Raw genomic sequence first — 13104 nt, forward strand, 5'->3', positions numbered from 1 at the left:
GATTTGTATATGCATACAAGTATTAGCCGTCTTCGACAGGCGGGTTTTATCGAGGGTATGTCTCTTTTAACCCTTCTTTTAATTGCCATGCCTCTTAAATATTTTGCGAATATCCCGATGGCAGTCACCATTGTAGGCTCTCTTCATGGCGCGTTGTTTGTGATTTATATGCTGATTTTGGCTTATGTGACTTTTAAAGTGCGCTGGCATTTGAAGTGGTCTGTTGCCGGTTTTTTTGCGGCCTTTATTCCTTTCGGCAACTTCGCCTATGATAAGGTGCTTCGCCAATATGATACGAAATCATAACACGAAAAGAACCATTAAGTGATGAATTCTTATGTACAAAAATTAAGCCGATTTCTCCGTATCTCTTTAAACAACATGTTATTGTCCAAATAAAAAAGGCTGCCAAATAGATGGCAGCCTGCTTCTTATCCTTTTCATGCAAATAAATAATCAATTGTGATCTCCGTAAAGGAGTTTATGAATCCAGATTCGAACATATCAGTGTTTCATATGTGCTTCGAGTGAATCATACGTTTGAAAGTAAACGCCATGGAAGTTCTGGGTAACAAGACAACGAAAGCCCTTCCTCTCATTCGTCCTTACGGCTCCGAAGCCGTGCCAGTGTGAATTGTAAATCAAAACGTCTTTTTTCCATTCTTCCGCTATAGGGGGGCGGTGCGAAAGGAAAAGAATAAGTTTGTTCGCTTTGACAGCGTCTTGTTCTTATCAAGTAGAAGCTCTATTGCTTCTCATTATTTCATAGAAAAAAGAAAGTTTACTTTCTTTATTTATTTGCTATTTCAACACTTATTAGAATAATATAACATATTCCCCTCAAGTGTGCAAGTCTTATATTGATAATTCCGCCGGTGTTTGACTTCCCTCATTCATCAAACGGATTGACGTTGGGTCAATCTTCAGGATGACAAGGTTCGGATCGTCTTTTCCTTTAAACCATTTCTCCATTTCCTTTGACCAAAGGCGGTCGATCAGCTCTCGATCATCCGTTAATGTGGCTGTCCCTGCAATCTCTGCATAGGTGTCACCAAAACCTTCTCCTGTGTATCCAATTAAAATATGGACATTTGGATTTTTTTCAATTTCGTCCGCTTTATGTGTTTCTTTACTCGTTGGTGTATATAACGTCAATCCTTCATGAAAAAAGGTCATATAGCGGGTATGCGGCTTTTCCTGTTCAACAGTCGCAAGTGTCCCGACCTTTTGCTCATCTAATAGTTCGAGCACCTTTTGCTTTAATTCCTCTTGTGACATTTACATTCACTCCTTCACATCATCCTTACTGTTAGGTTTCCACGACAACCCCATCATTAAACAATGAAATGTGTTTTTCATCAAAAGAGACTTTATAGCTGATGCTATATAAATACCATCTAATGGAGGGAGATGGGAACATGCATCATCTTTCATTTGGTTACACTTGTCATTGCGGCAGCTATTGCTTGCATTATTGTGTTTTCTGTCACATCTGTGAAAAAGAACCGAAAGAAATACTAGAAAACACCGCCCAAAATAAAAGTTGGGCGGTGCTACTTGTTATCATGTATTCATAAAGGACCCGCCATTGACGTGAAGCGTCTGTCCTGTCATATAAGAAGATTCGTCTGATGCGAGTAAAACAAAGCATCCGACATGCTCAACAGGCTGTCCTGGTCTTCCCATTGGGGTTTCTGCCCCAAAGCGTTCCACACTGTCTTCGTCAAACGTAGATGGAATCAGCGGCGTCCAAATTGGACCAGGAGCCACACCGTTTACTCGAATACCTTCTTTTACAAGTGACTGAGCCATTGAGCGGGTAAACCCATTAATGGCCCCTTTTGACGCTGTGTAATCTATTAACACCGCATTTCCTCGATAAGGATTAATAGATGTTGTATTAATGATTGTACTACCTGGTTTTAAATAATCGAGTGCCTTTTTCGTAAAATAAAAATAGGAGTAAAAGTTGGTTCTAAAGGTTTGGTGAAGCTGTTCACTTGAAATATCTTGAATACGTTCTTGCGGATGCTGTTCAGCCGCATTGTTCACTAAAATATCTAATTGCCCAAACGTCTCAACGGTTTTTTCCACCGCTTCCTCGCAAAAAGATTCATCTCCGACATCGCCAGCAATCGTTAAGCATTTTACTCCTTCTTGCTCTACACGCTTTTTCGTATCGTCTGCATCCTCATGTTCATTTAAATAAACTATGGCGACATGGGCTCCTTCTTTTGCATAAGCAACTGAAACCGCACGCCCGATTCCACTATCTCCGCCTGTAATCAGCGCTACTTTCCCTTTTAGCTTGCCAGATCCTTGATACGATTCATCCTCAAAGATCGGCGCAGGATTCATTTTCCGTTCAAGACCTGGTTGCTGTTCCTGTGTTTGGCGCGGGATGCCATTTGTTAAAAAATTGCGTAAGTCCATGTGTAAGCTCCTCCTTCATTTTTGATGTATCCTTTCATTACCACTTGAATTTTCCACTCAAACATGACTTGAAAGTTCGGTGTGCTTTGTTTTACAAATTACGACGTTTGAATCGTGATTGGTTACATCATCATAAAAAAGAAGCATTTTCATATGCTGTCAACCATTTCGAAAGCATGTAAGAGACCAAAAGGCTGGCCTAGAACCATTGCAGGGTATATTATGGCAATCGAAAATAAAGCATTGAACCAGTGGGTCATTAGCCACTGAGATTTTGATCATGGTGAAAGCATGTTAGAGATTGGCTATGGTCCCGGATACAGTATGAAATATATGCGAACACCTTTATATTGATGGACTGGATGCCTCTTCAACAATGCAAGAGCAGGCACGTACTCGAGGTTTAAAAACGAGCATGTCCGCCTGTATGTTGGGAAAATTGAAAGAACACGCCGAACTTCTCAACAATATGACAAAGTACTTTCTGTCAATAACGACACCCTTTAGGATGAACCGAAAGCGGGCTTATTGAACCTTGATCACACACTAAAGCTGGGCGGGAAAATCGTCATTGTGATGACGCCAATTGAATAAAAGAGATGGCGAAGAAATACTCAATGACCTGCAATTTGCGGGGTTTGCTCATTTATCCTTTACATACAAGGAATTTCGCCTAACACTCGCTGTCTGCGTCACTAAAAAAAGCCGAGAAACGATGAAGCATCTCGGCTTTTTCATGACCACTTTGCATCTTTGACAAATTGATAGAAGAGCTGGTTTAATTTTTGTTCAATTTCTTCCTTTGTTCCATGCTCATACAGTGCCATACTCTCTTCACTTTCAATCATGGATGAACTGATCAGACTAAACATTTCAGAGCCTTCTTTACCGAGATTTAGCGGTGCCAGCATCATGAGCATACGTGACATCAACTGGTGCTTGCCATCCATGCTTTTCACTTCGTACGCCTGATCCAAATCATAGATATGGAATATAGGCTCCTTGATGAAATCGTGTTTTAAATGAAAGAGGGCAAACTGGGTACTAGGAATACCTAAACCACCTTGCTGTTCGCGCTCTATTAACCGAGCAGCTACATCATCCGCTCGTTCAAGAAATCCCTGCATTTCAATCTGAGACAAAATATGTTGAATGGTCGCCTTATGATGCTGCATTGTCTTCCGTTTCTCAATCGTAAAATGGGACAAAATACTGCGAATGACGGACATATAGTTCATCATCTCCTCCGTCAGCGCCATCATATCAATGGTTTCCGGAATGTTTTCTTTCACGGCTTCTTTTGGTCTTTTTTTCTCTATGATATAAGGGATTTTTTGTTTAATATACGCCTTTACCCGCGTGGCATCATCCTCATTTAAGAGCGGGCTGACCATGATATAATCAATATGCTCATAGGGAATAGGGACAGTCGACACAATCATGTCATAGCGGGTAGCGTCGATTTCTTTTAATTCCATTAAGGAGGAAAGGTCGAATTTAGCGATCTCCGGTAATTCTTTTTTCAAACGTGATGCAAGCATTTTAGAAGAGCCAATACCGCTTGAGCAAACAACCAATGCATGAATCTTTGTTTCTTCTTTTTTAATTTCTAATACAGATCCAAAATGAAGCACAATAAATGCAATTTCATCTTCTGGAAATTCTGTTTCCGGAAAGAAACGCTCAACTCCCTCTTCAATTGCCATGAATAGCAAAAAATAATCTTTTTTGATTTGCTGCTTGAGCGGGTTATAAATGCTCATCTTTTCCTTTAGACGATTCATGGCTGGTTCAAGGTGAGCAACAAGTCCTTCATATAATGAATCATTTTCATTTAAATGATATCCTGTTTTATTTGAAATAAAATCAATGAGCTTCTTCGTTCTTAAAGCAATATCGAGCTCGATCTCATCAATGCGATATTCTGCCTTAAAGCTGCGGTTTGCACTGCGCAAGTGAATGGTCATATAACCGACTTCTGCTTCGGGTATCTCAACATTAAACATGCGTTCAAGTGCTCTAGCAATCCGCTGTGACGATTCAAATTCTTTCGTCCGCTTTAATTCAAGCAGCTCTTCTTCTTCCATCCGAATGGTTTCCCCTATCTGAATTCGTTCAATTGCATAGGTCAAATGAACGACCAGCGCAATATACGCACGATCAGATAAAGAGAGTGACAGTCTATTTTTCAAATGAAAGAGCAGTCTTTCTACCTTAAGCAGCTGACCTCTGCTGACAACGCCAAACACCTTTTCCGTCGCTTTCGTTCGATGTTTGATATTCATTTCAATCGTTTCTAAAAATAATTGAATATCGAGCCGGTCGACAATGAGGTTGCCGACAATTTTCCGTTTTGCTTCCTCTGGACCTTTTAATTCAATACCATATCCGCGCTTTCGGATTAGCAGCAGGCCATAGGGGGCAATCCAGTCTGTCAGTTCATCTAAATCATAGCTGATTGTGGCATTTGTCACTTGGAGATCAGTTGCTAACGTGTATAATTTCACCGGCTCCTTTGCTTCAAGCAGTGCGCATAGGATCAGTAGCTTCCGTTCATCAGAACTATATTCGATTTGATCCTCATTTGAGATATGAGAAAGAAGGCGCTGTTTATCCTCCTGTTCCCCAACCGCCTTCAAACCCTTCCCTGGCTGTTTATCAAGTGAAAGGTTGTAATGTTTCAAGATTGGTTTGATAGATTTTAATTCCCTGTGAATCGTTCTTGTACTTACCTGAACAGAATCGGCTATCTCACGAATCGTGACATAACGATTTTGCTGAATCATATATTTAATGACTTTCTGTTCTCGTGCCGTTATGTACATGAAATGCCCTCCTCTGCTTTATAGGTCTATTTTCATATTTTAATCTAAAACGCTTTCAATGAACCATGCAATTATAAGTTGATCATACTTTGGCACAATGACTGTGACAAAATTAAATACACTTCTTTGTCATACAATTCTTCCAAAAGGACGGACCCTCATCTATTGAATCTTTCATCAGCTGTTCCTTTTATCTCTTGACCATATGCTTTGATTTCCTCCATACACACACCTCTTTTGACCTAGTTTCCTTTATCATATCGAAACAACACTTTTTTTAAAAGCATGAAAAAACTGCGACCCATTTGGATCACAGCTATTCGGAAGATTTTTGAAACAGAGCAGATGCCATTGCTTGATATCCTTTATGATTCGGATGAAATTGATCAATCGATAAGTACTCTTTTTCATGTCCTTCAAACACTCGATATACATCAACTATCTCCACATGCGGTTTTGCTGCTAGTAAACGCAGATGATGGTTATATTGCTCAAGCCAGCGCTCTGCTATCGGTATGTTTGGAAAAGGATTATATAAATTCAATATATAAATAGCATGGTGTTGCTTTTGTCCTCTTTTTATACGGGCTATTTCAGTGATCATCTCGGTGAAATTCGCCTGACAATGCATGGAAGCTAGCAGTAACTCCTTTTCGTCTACCCCCTCTTTTTCATGCTGAACAGCTTGAACGAGATCGTTACCACAGCCTGTAATGGTGATGATGTCTGCTTGTTCAATTGCACATCTGACATCAGTTCGTTTGAATAACTGCAACATGGCATCCGTTGTTAAGCCTGATTTCGCAAAAACTGACAGCTCAATCGGTATATGCAGCCTTTTTTCAAGCATGGCCGCATACCGCTCGACAAAACCTCCGCCAAATAGACGTGCCCCCACTCCAACCGTTAAAGAATCTCCAATCGCAACATAGGATCTTCCCACTTTTATCCCTCACTCTCTCCTGCCTTCCCTTATATATACGAAAAGTGAGAACAGACGCTTGTAGTAAATGACTTAGAGATTCATTCTTTTTTTCAGAAATATATTTTTTTGTTTTTACAAACTCTTTACTTGCGATTTTGGATGTTTTTTTGTTCAATTAGATTAAGGATAAAATGACAAATAATTCTTTAAAAAGATAAATTTACAAGGTTTTTATCTTGATTTCAAAGCTTTATTTCTTGACTTCAAATTACTTTGTGATTACAATGAAAATATCAGTTTTTTGTAACTGCGCTTGTTACATCTTTATTCGTACCATTCCAATATGAATAAAGGTGCCACATATTCAGTGTATCATTTGTGTACACTAAAAAATCACCGAAACAGAAAGGGTTGAATGAATGATGGCAAAAGTATTATACATCACTGCACATCCGCATGATGAAACAGCATCTTACAGTATGGCTACTGCTAAAGCATTTATCGAATCTTATAAGGAAGCAAATCCAAGTGATGAAATTGTACATATCGATTTGTACAAAGAACACATCCCTCACATTGATGCAGATGTATTCTCAGGCTGGGGCAAGCTTCAATCTGGTGCTGGCTTTGATACACTTTCTGCTGAAGAGCAAGCGAAGGTTGCTCGTTTGAACGAATTAAGCGATCAATTCGTATCTGCTGACAAGTACGTATTTGTTTCACCACTTTGGAACTTCTCATTCCCACCAGTTCTTAAAGCATACATCGACTCAGTTGCCGTAGCTGGTAAAACATTCAAATACACGGAGCAAGGTCCTGTTGGATTATTAACAGACAAAAAAGCACTTCACATTCAAGCACGTGGCGGATATTACTCTGAAGGTCCTGCTGCAGAACTTGAATCAGGTCACCGTTACCTCGGAATTATTGCGAAATTCTTCGGAATTCCTTCATTCGAAGGTCTGATTGTAGAAGGTCACAGTGCTGAGCCTGAAAAAGCAGAACAAATTAAAGCAGATGCAATCGAACGTGCAAAAGCTTTAGGTAAAACGTTCTAATCAAATTGTGAACAACAGCCAATGATCTTTTGATCATTGGCTGTTTATATGTTCTGATGTAAAACCTAATTTTCTCGAGACGCCGCTCGCTGCTTTTTTCACTTGTTCAATTAAGAAAGGAAGACGTTCCTTTTGATACCCTGCTTCAAATCCAGCAATGCTCATTCCTGACGAAGCCTCCCCGTGGTGATTAAAAATTGGAGCCGCTATCGCTGCTGTATAGTTTTCGAGCTCTGAATAGCTTATCGTATAGCCTCTCTTGTTTGATTCTTCTATCATGTTCCGCAGGACATCTTTATCTGTAATTGTCCCAATGCCAATCTTCTCAAGCTCAATTGAATCAATATAAGCCCATCTCTCTTTTTGTGGCAAGAATGAAAGGATACTTCTCGCACAGGCGCCCGCATATCATGGAGATCAATTGCCGACGGCTGTGTATAGTCGAACCGGCTGCGTTCCTTCCATTTTTTCCACGTAGATGGCCTCATCTCCCTCACGAATGATGAGCTGTACGGCTTCTCCCACTTCATCACGCAAGCTTTCCATAAAAGGCCTTGCAATTCTCCTGATATCCAGACGATTGGCTACAAGCTGACCATATTCAAGTAACATCAATCCTAATCGGTAACCACCTGATTCATGCTTTTCTAACAAGCCCATATTGGCTAGCGAGTTTGCCATACGGTGCACAGACGTCTTTGGCATTTGGGACAGTTCAATCATTTCATTTAAAGATAATTGTTCATGTGTGATAAACAGCCGAAGGATTTCCATTGATTTCTCAACAAATTTTATTCGTGTTTTGCATGATTCTCACCTTTTCTAAAACGAGAATGCTTCCAGCTTTATTCTAGCGGTCAGTTCCCTGAGTTCCTCTTCTTGATTGAATAATGCTTTCTCTGCTTCATGACGGTCGATTTGTTGAAAATGGAGTGTTGCACCCGGCATCGCTTGAGCAATGAGGGGCAAGTCCACTGTCGCCACCTCACCAATCCTTGGGTATCCGCCTGTTGTTTGACGATCTGCCAGTAGGATGATGGGCTGTCCATCGGGAGGAATCTGTACAGACCCAAATGCAACTGCCTCTGAAATCAATTCTAGCTTCTGCTTTAAACGAATAGGTTCTCCCTTCAATCTGCATCCCATGCGATCAGATTGTGGTGTCACCTGAAAGGGTTGTTCAAAAAAGACCCTCCGAGACGCCTCTTGAAAATGTGGAAAATGTCTTCCCTCCAGCACTCGAATCACTGGTGATTTTCGTAGCGGCAGGAAATGTGAATGGTTGACTGTCCAATTTGGTGAGCTATATCTCGCATATGTTTCTTTACTTTTTAGCATGTTGAACAGGCTGATCGCCAATGTCGATGGCTCTCCAATGGTCAGGACGTCTCCTTTTTCAAGCGGGCGTCCTTTCAATCCGCCTATTCCTGCTCTGACATACGTACTTTTGCTCTTCATGACGGGCTCTACATCGAAACCGCCTGCCACAGCAAGATAGGAACGGCACCCTCTCTTACAAGGTCCAAAGGTGATGGTGCTTCCTGACCGAATAAAAAGCGGCTTCCATAAAGGAGCTGGCTCACCATTAATGTCAATCTCCACATCAGCGCCAGTCACTGCAATCAGTTGATCTTTTTGACAGGTGAAAACAGGACCTGACCCCATCAGTGTGATTTCCAGCGTCGCCTCATCTTCTTGATTTCCGGTGAGCATGTTGGCGATTCTGAGTGAGAGCTGATCCATGCCCCCGCTCGTTAAAACGCCATACTTCTGATAACCTTTCCTTCCTGTATCTTGAATGGTTGTGAACATCCCTGGCTTGATGACTTGAATACTCAACGTTCTGCCTCCTTCATGCTGAAAAATTCCTTTTCAGACATTTGGACGAATCTAACTTGATCCCCCGCTTTTAGAAGACTTGGTTTCTCTTGATCTGGTCGAAATAACGACAGTGGCGTTTGTCCAATGAGCTGCCATCCTCCTGGTGTAGAAATAGGATAAACGCCTGTTTGCTTACCTGCAATGCCAACCGACCCTTTTGGAATGGACATCCGCGGCGTTTCCTTGCGCGGGGCTGCGATCTGATCAGAAAGCCCGCCTAAAAACGGAAAGCCCGGAGCAAATCCAATCATATAGACAAGATAAGTGCCGGCTGTATGGATACGCACCACTTCTTCCGAGGTCAAACCATTGATGCGGGCCACCTCTTCTAAATCAGGACCAAACGCTCCGCCGTAACATACAGGAATGTCGACCGTACGACGCTTCACTTCAACCCCCTCATGCCATTTGTCTTCAAGAAGCTGTTTGATATAGTCTTTAACCCATTCATATGGGGACATGTCATTCTGATAGAGATAAGCAGATTGATGAACTGTATACGGCTCGTAAAAAACCGTCACATTTGTAAAGGCCTGAACAGCTTCAACATACCCATCAAACGGATGCTGTTCGATACACGTAAAAATATGTTGAACACGCTCATGTATATCTTCACGTATGTCATTTCCAGCTTGGATGACGATCGCAGCATCTCCAAGTGGGTGGAAAGTGATGGATTCTTTTATCTTCGAAAGCAACACTTGAGGACACCTCTCTTTCTTTACAACACTCCAAGCTGTTGATCTCTTTGTTCTGTCATAAACATATGACCAGGCGCATGCGTGATCTCAATATCAAGCACCTCTTGTTCATGGATCCCTTTTCGGTAAATTCGGTACTTCGAAAAATCTGTCCGAATATCCGCTTGATGTGCTGATCGCCTTAACACTAGATCACTTTGGGTCAAGCACATCTAGTAAAGGACATGAGGCTGGATGACGTTGGCAAATCACTCGAATCAACTCCATAGTTTTGGAATTTCATTCATGATGGTATATCCGCCCATGATGGCCATGACGACAACAACAAACGCACCTGTTGCTGTCAAAAAGATTGGATGACGATAATCACCGACAATCTCTTTTTTATGTGCAGCAATCAGCAAAGTACCAAGCGCAAGAGGCAAAATCAATGCATTAATAGCCCCAACCAAAATCAAAATGTTCACAGGTCTTCCGACGGTGATAAAACAAATAGCGGACAAGGCAATAAAACCGATAATCATGCCGCGTTGATTTTTTTCAATTTTAGGTGAGAAGGTTTTAAAGAATGAAACAGATGTATATGCCGCTCCAATGACAGAAGTAATCGCTGCAGCCCACATAATAATCCCGAACATTTTATATCCGACATTTCCTGAAGCTAATTGAAACACTGAGGCAGGTGGATTGGATGGATCAATCTGTAAGCCCTTTGCTACAACCCCTAATGTGGCGAGAAAAAGTGCGACACGCATAACAGAGGTAATCAAGACACCGAAGATGGAGCTTTTCGTTACTTGAGGTAGTGCTGCTTTTCCTTTAATTCCAGCATCCAGCAAGCGATGACCACCGGCAAAAACGATATAACCGCCAACCGTTCCGCCCACAAGGGTCACAATGGATAAAATATCTATTCTCTCTGGCACGAAGGTTCTTATTGCGGCTTCTCCTACAGGAGGCGCTGTTGACATAGCGACATAAAGCATGAGTCCAATCATGACAAAGCCAGCAATCTGTGTGAAGCGATCCATCGCTTTCCCCGCTTCTTTGATGACAAAAATGAGAATGGCAATGACTGCACTAACTCCTGCTCCTATTCGATTGTCGACACCGAAGATCACCTGAAAGCCGAGACCTGCCCCTGCAATGTTCCCGATGTTAAAGGCAAGTCCGCCAATGACAATGAAGATGGCTAACATATAACCGAGACCTGGAAGCACCATGTTGGCAATATCCTGTCCTCGTTTTTCCGACACGGCAATGATTTTCCATACATTGGTTTGCGCAAAAATATCTAAGAAAATGGAAATTAAAATGACAAAACCAAAACTAGCCGCAAGCTTCTGTGTAAACACAGTGGTTTGCGTTAAAAACCCTGGTCCAATGGCGGATGTTGCCATTAAAAAAGCTGCACCCATCAGCGTTGAACGGTTCCCCTTTGATGTCTTGAAGTCTTTCAGCTTCCCTTCTTTCATGCTGCTTCCCCCTTTGATGATGATTTATTGAAAAGCTTTGATTTGAATATTTGCTTCTTTTAGCTTTGCTGTAATGGTTTTTGCAAATTGAAGCGCATGGCTGCCGTCTCCGTGAATGCAAACCGTATCTGCTTTCAACTTAATATCCTTCCCTTGAACTGTCTGAACCTGACCTTCTTTCACCAAACGAATTACCTGATGGACAGCGATTTCATCCTCTTCAATGAGCGCATTTGACTCACGGCGAGAAGTCAGTATTCCATCTGCCTGATACGTTCGATCAGAAAACACTTCATGTGCCACTTGAAGACCTATTCTCTCACCTGCTAAAGCAAGCTCACTGCCTGAAAGCCCAAATAATACAAGGCTAGGATCGACATCATACACAGCCTTCGCAATTGATTCAGATAATTCAGTATTTTTAGCTGCCATGTTGTAGAGAGCACCGTGTGGTTTGACATGCTGCATCGTGCCGCCTTCTGCTTTGAGAAAGGCTGATAGAGCGCCAATTTGATAGATGATGAGATCATAGGCTTCCTCTGCCGAGATGGCCATTGGACGTCTTCCAAATCCGACCAAATCTTGCAACCCTGGATGTGCACCGATTTGTACCCCTTTTTCCAAAGCCATTCTTACCGTTTTTCTCATGACCGTTGGATCACCAGCATGAAACCCGCAGGCTATATTGGCTGAGGTGACATATTCTAGGATTTGTTCATCAGCACCGATCTTGTATGGACCAAAGCTTTCTCCCAAATCACAGTTCAAATCCACTTGAAACATAGGCTCCCCCCCATTGTTCCGAATAACGAAACACAAAGTTCGAATATTGAATTTTCTATTGATTATACCAACTTTGGATAGACTACACATTAAATTGTCAGAAAACAAACCAATAGAACTAGGAGAATTGAAAAAAGCGAGAGGTGGTGACCCTCTCGCTCGCTGTTCCTTTTCTATTGAGATAACACCCAATGATGAATGGCCTTCGCTACACCTTGCTCTGTATTGGGTGCTGTGATCCAGTCAGCCGCTTCTTTCACCGCTTCTTGAGCATTCCCCATGGCGATCCCTAACCCTGCTTCTTTAATCATCGCCATATCATTCAGGCTATCTCCAAGAGACATTACGTTGTCCATCGTACAGCCAATACGTTCCGCTACCTTTGCAAGAGCAGCCGCTTTGTTAATTCCTGCTGCATTCACTTCAATATTGGTTGGACTTGAATTTGTAATCTCTAGGTGTTTATTTGTTTTTAGTTTGCTTAACACTTGTTCTCGAACGTCATCATCATGAATATCAAAACCAAATTTCAACCATTCATGGTCATGAATTCGTTCTGGAAATTCGCCTCTCCACACTTTTTCTACAGTGGCAGCCCAGTAATCTGTTTCGTACGTATTTTTTAAATCCCACATCATCTGAACATGATCAGGATGCAGAAGCTCACGTTCAATGAGTTGAAAAGATGAGTCCCAAATTTCACTGCCGTTCGCTGTAATCAGATATGAAGAGAGTTTGAGCGGCTCCACAAGCTCTCGGCATGTCATTAGCGTACGTCCTGTGCTAATGACCACATGAACCCCTTTCGCCTCTGCTTCTTGAATCGCTTGTTTATTTTCCTCTGGAATGACGTGTTCACTGTTTAACAGCGTGCCATCCATGTCAATGGCAATCAATCGGATGTCTTTCTTATCAGTTTGTGTTGACAAATTGAGTACCCCACTTTGTATCTTTTTTTAAATCTACTTTTATTTTAATATAAAGGTGGAGATGGCACAAAGAACGAGTTTTGTCCCATAAAAA

General features: G+C 41.7%; 12 protein-coding genes and 1 pseudogene. 2 read left to right on the forward strand and 11 right to left on the reverse strand.

The annotated features are described in order from the left end of the window. The first annotated feature begins 9 nt into the window (after positions 1 to 9). Positions 10 to 306 carry a DUF3817 domain-containing protein gene (locus tag ACIQCE_RS13325; protein WP_400495410.1) on the forward strand — a complete coding sequence of 99 codons (297 nt, stop codon included), beginning with the start codon at positions 10 to 12 and terminating at the stop codon, positions 304 to 306. 549 nt (positions 307 to 855) lie between these two features. Here ACIQCE_RS13325 and ACIQCE_RS13330 read toward each other — a convergent pair. The 4 genes from ACIQCE_RS13330 to ACIQCE_RS13345 all read right to left on the reverse strand — a co-directional run bounded on the left by ACIQCE_RS13330 (position 856) and on the right by ACIQCE_RS13345 (position 6201). After that, positions 856 to 1278, reverse strand: coding sequence for a pyridoxamine 5'-phosphate oxidase family protein (locus ACIQCE_RS13330; protein ID WP_400495411.1), 423 nt, complete (start codon positions 1276 to 1278; stop codon positions 856 to 858). A gap of 285 nt (positions 1279 to 1563) precedes the next feature. Next, a complete protein-coding gene (locus tag ACIQCE_RS13335) occupies positions 1564 to 2433 on the reverse strand; it encodes an SDR family oxidoreductase (protein ID WP_400495412.1) in 870 nt (289 codons plus the stop codon). A gap of 734 nt (positions 2434 to 3167) precedes the next feature. After that, positions 3168 to 5258 (reverse strand): BglG family transcription antiterminator, encoded by a 2091-nt coding sequence (locus tag ACIQCE_RS13340; protein WP_400495413.1) that lies wholly within the window; start codon positions 5256 to 5258, stop codon positions 3168 to 3170. 316 nt (positions 5259 to 5574) lie between these two features. Further along, positions 5575 to 6201, reverse strand: a complete 627-nt coding sequence (locus ACIQCE_RS13345) for a GDSL-type esterase/lipase family protein (RefSeq protein WP_400495414.1) — start codon at positions 6199 to 6201, stop codon at positions 5575 to 5577. A gap of 404 nt (positions 6202 to 6605) precedes the next feature. Between ACIQCE_RS13345 and ACIQCE_RS13350 the strand changes: the two genes are divergently transcribed. Next, positions 6606 to 7241: an FMN-dependent NADH-azoreductase gene (locus ACIQCE_RS13350; protein ID WP_353856625.1), complete on the forward strand. Its 636-nt coding sequence runs from the start codon at positions 6606 to 6608 to the stop codon at positions 7239 to 7241. Positions 7242 to 7274: 33 nt separating this feature from the next. Here ACIQCE_RS13350 and ACIQCE_RS13355 read toward each other — a convergent pair. The 7 genes and pseudogenes from ACIQCE_RS13355 to ACIQCE_RS13385 form a co-directional block, all read right to left on the reverse strand. Continuing rightward, positions 7275 to 8015: pseudogene (locus ACIQCE_RS13355) on the reverse strand (IclR family transcriptional regulator). A gap of 48 nt (positions 8016 to 8063) precedes the next feature. Continuing rightward, the gene (locus ACIQCE_RS13360; RefSeq protein WP_400495415.1) at positions 8064 to 9080 is read right to left on the reverse strand and encodes a 5-oxoprolinase subunit C family protein; all 1017 of its coding nucleotides are present in this window, start codon (positions 9078 to 9080) and stop codon (positions 8064 to 8066) included. Beyond that, the gene (pxpB, locus tag ACIQCE_RS13365) at positions 9077 to 9823 is read right to left on the reverse strand and encodes a 5-oxoprolinase subunit PxpB (protein WP_400495416.1); all 747 of its coding nucleotides are present in this window, start codon (positions 9821 to 9823) and stop codon (positions 9077 to 9079) included. The genes ACIQCE_RS13360 and pxpB overlap by 4 nt, the downstream gene beginning before the upstream one ends. Before the next feature lie 20 nt (positions 9824 to 9843). Beyond that, complete coding sequence (locus tag ACIQCE_RS13370; RefSeq protein WP_400495417.1) at positions 9844 to 10029, reverse strand: hypothetical protein; 186 nt, start codon at positions 10027 to 10029, stop codon at positions 9844 to 9846. A 51-nt stretch (positions 10030 to 10080) separates the two neighbouring features. Continuing rightward, positions 10081 to 11298 (reverse strand): NRAMP family divalent metal transporter, encoded by a 1218-nt coding sequence (locus tag ACIQCE_RS13375; RefSeq protein ID WP_400495418.1) that lies wholly within the window; start codon positions 11296 to 11298, stop codon positions 10081 to 10083. Between the two features lie 24 nt (positions 11299 to 11322). Further along, on the reverse strand, positions 11323 to 12081 hold the full coding sequence (locus ACIQCE_RS13380; protein ID WP_400495419.1) for a LamB/YcsF family protein: 759 nt from the start codon (positions 12079 to 12081) through the stop codon (positions 11323 to 11325). Positions 12082 to 12254: 173 nt separating this feature from the next. Further along, positions 12255 to 13010 carry a Cof-type HAD-IIB family hydrolase gene (locus tag ACIQCE_RS13385; RefSeq protein WP_400495420.1) on the reverse strand — a complete coding sequence of 252 codons (756 nt, stop codon included), beginning with the start codon at positions 13008 to 13010 and terminating at the stop codon, positions 12255 to 12257. Positions 13011 to 13104 lie beyond the last annotated feature (94 nt).

The organism is Bacillus sp. NPDC093026, assembly GCF_044754665.1.
Classification (GTDB): Bacteria; Bacillota; Bacilli; order Bacillales; family Bacillaceae; genus Bacillus; species Bacillus maqinnsis.

Coding starts and splice junctions, on each gene's coding strand:
- ACIQCE_RS13325 (WP_400495410.1), top strand. CDS start 10: ATGCATACAAGTATTAGCCGTCTTCGACAGGCGGGTTTTATCGAGGGT.
- ACIQCE_RS13330 (WP_400495411.1), bottom strand. CDS start 1,278: ATGTCACAAGAGGAATTAAAGCAAAAGGTGCTCGAACTATTAGATGAG.
- ACIQCE_RS13335 (WP_400495412.1), bottom strand. CDS start 2,433: ATGGACTTACGCAATTTTTTAACAAATGGCATCCCGCGCCAAACACAG.
- ACIQCE_RS13340 (WP_400495413.1), bottom strand. CDS start 5,258: ATGTACATAACGGCACGAGAACAGAAAGTCATTAAATATATGATTCAG.
- ACIQCE_RS13350 (WP_353856625.1), top strand. CDS start 6,606: ATGGCAAAAGTATTATACATCACTGCACATCCGCATGATGAAACAGCA.
- ACIQCE_RS13375 (WP_400495418.1), bottom strand. CDS start 11,298: ATGAAAGAAGGGAAGCTGAAAGACTTCAAGACATCAAAGGGGAACCGT.
- ACIQCE_RS13380 (WP_400495419.1), bottom strand. CDS start 12,081: ATGTTTCAAGTGGATTTGAACTGTGATTTGGGAGAAAGCTTTGGTCCA.